Raw genomic sequence first — 2,268 nt, 5'->3', positions numbered from 1 at the left:
GCGTTGCCCGGTCTGGCTGAAGGCCGGGCGCGACAAGGCGCCGGCCGCGGCAAATCCTGCAGCCTGCGCCAGGAAGTTGCGTCGGGAAAGCGATGCAGTCGAACGGCGATTCATCATACGCTGATTCAGCATGGACAGCGGCCGGTCGTCCAGCGCCTCTGCGTCATCATCGACATGACGCCACGGGGCTGGCATGTCTCGCTTGCGCAAGCGGAGGAGGACGAAAAATGAAAGCCGCACCTATCTGCATGATCCTGGCCGCGATGTTGTGCGCGAGCACCGCGCATGCGGCGGGTTGCGTCGACGCCAAGTCCGCCAGGAAGGGTTTCGTTCTGGCGAGACCCGGCATCCAGAGCGAATTTCGGCCCGTGGCCGGCGGGATGATGTCGGTTGCCAACACCTACGAATCGCAATCGCCCCAGACCCAATATCTGTTCGCCGGCCTGATCGAGGTGTTTCGCGACAGCGACACCGGTCGCCAGGCGATGATCCCGTTTTCCGATCTGCGAAAGCTGTTTCCGCTGAAGGCGGGGACAAAGGCCGCGATAGAGTTCGTCGAGTTGTCGCCGAACAAGCCGCCGAAGGGCACCAAGACGCTGAGCCTGGTCGTGAAGGGCAAGGAGACATTCAGCCTGGGCGAGTGCAAATACAATGTCCTGGCGGTCAAGGAGACCTTCAAGAACGGTGCCGGCGAGACGCTGGATTCATTCACCGCCCTCTATGCGCCAGATCTGCAAGCCGCGCTCGCCCGGCGCTACGATGAAGGCACCAGTTCGGAATCCGTCAACGGCTACGAGACGATCAAGCCGCTGGCCGAGTAGCTGAACCAGAGCACGGCGAGTCAAGGGGTTCCCGGCCGTGGCAGTATTCTGTTGCGTCGCCTGGCTGCCAATGCGCCCTGCGATGGCGATGGCGACGGCGCGCTGCGCTCCAGCCCCGCCAGGCAATCCCGCAGCACACCGGCATCCTGCGTGGCCTTGGCCATCGACATCGCTCCCGAGTAGGCGGCGACCGTCAGCGCGGCGAAGCGCTCGGGGTCCGTGCCCTCGTCCTTGCCTACCTGCTGGTCGGCACGCAGCTTGTCGGCAATCGCACGCCGCCACCCGGCAAAAATCCCGGCAAGGGCAAGGCGGAAATCCGGGTCGGCAAGCGACAATTCGTGCGCCAGATTGTTGAGCGGACAGCCGCGCACGAAACCCTGCTGCTCCAGTTGCGCCGCCACGGCCTCGAACACCGCGCGCACGCCTTCGCGGGCTGATGCCGCCGCCAGCACCGGCGCGATCCATGTCTCTTCGACCGCTGCCGCCACACGCTCGTCGATCACCGCCAGCGCCAGCGCCTTCTTGGTCGGGAAATGGTGATGCAGCGCGCCGCCGCTGACATCAGCCGCCGCCATCAGGTCGCCGATGCTGGAGGCGTGATAGCCGCGCGCCTGGAACGCGTCCTCGGCGACATCGAGCACTTTCTTGCGCATGCCCTCAGGGTCGTTGATGCGTTTTCCCGGGCGCGGTTTTGGTTGAGCGATCATCTCTGCTGACATTGCCGGACATTAGCATATTGACAAAACAGGACAACCGGTCTGTTTTACAAACAGGACAATCACCCTGTTTTGGAGAATGCCGGATGAACCTGCCCCAGAACGTCGCGCCGAAACCCTCGTCGCTCGCCTCGCCTGTCGTCGAGTTGCGGCAATACACGCTGAAGCCAGGCCAACGCGACACGCTCATCGACATCTTCGACAGCAGGCTGATCGAGGGCCAGGAGGCCGCCGGCATGACCATCATCGGCCAGTTCCGGGATCTCGATCGGCCTGACATGTTCGTCTGGATGCGCGGCTTCGACGGCATGGCTGCGCGGAAAGATGCTCTTGCCGCTTTCTATGGCGGGCCGGTCTGGGCGGCGCACCGCGATGCGGCCAACGCGACGATGATCGATTCCGACGATGTGCTGCTGCTCAAGCCGGCGTGGCCGGGCGCCGGCTTCGACCTTGCGGGGGCGCAGCGGCCAAGCCTGGCCGGCGACGAAAAGCCCATTCGAAACAGGCCGCTGACCGGCATCGTTGTCATCGAGATTCATCATTTGCAGCCGGGCACGGAGGCAGATTTCACCACCCGCTTCGAGATTGAGACGGCGTGCCTGATGACAGCCGACGCACGCCTGCTCGCCGCGTTCGTGACCGAGCCTGCCGAAAACAATTTTCCGCGCCTGCCGGTACGGGCTGACGAAAACGTCTTCATCAGCGTCATGGGTTTTGCCAGCACAGAAGCG

General features: G+C 63.8%; 3 protein-coding genes and 1 pseudogene. 2 read left to right on the top strand and 2 right to left on the bottom strand.

What is annotated here, in order from left to right; genetic code table 11:
• Positions 1-195: pseudogene (locus EN991_RS40455) on the bottom strand (metallophosphoesterase); the annotation flags it as partial.
• Positions 196-227: 32 nt separating this feature from the next.
• Between EN991_RS40455 and EN991_RS32895 the strand changes: the two are divergent.
• Positions 228-821, top strand: coding sequence for a hypothetical protein (locus EN991_RS32895; RefSeq protein ID WP_127370302.1), 594 nt, complete (start codon positions 228-230; stop codon positions 819-821).
• A gap of 20 nt (positions 822-841) precedes the next feature.
• Here EN991_RS32895 and EN991_RS32890 read toward each other — a convergent pair whose 3' ends face one another.
• A complete protein-coding gene (locus EN991_RS32890) occupies positions 842-1,474 on the bottom strand; it encodes a TetR/AcrR family transcriptional regulator (protein ID WP_245461141.1) in 633 nt (210 codons plus the stop codon).
• A gap of 149 nt (positions 1,475-1,623) precedes the next feature.
• Here EN991_RS32890 and EN991_RS32885 point away from each other — a divergent pair.
• Positions 1,624-2,268: NIPSNAP family protein (locus EN991_RS32885; RefSeq protein WP_164769549.1), on the top strand; the 645-nt coding region annotated here is incomplete at its 3' end.

Source organism: Mesorhizobium sp. M7A.F.Ca.US.005.03.2.1, from assembly GCF_003997795.1.
Taxonomy (GTDB): domain Bacteria; phylum Pseudomonadota; class Alphaproteobacteria; order Rhizobiales; family Rhizobiaceae; genus Mesorhizobium; species Mesorhizobium ciceri.
The sequence above is the reverse complement of the archived record's forward strand: the minus strand, read 5'-3'. Positions and strand labels throughout refer to the sequence as shown.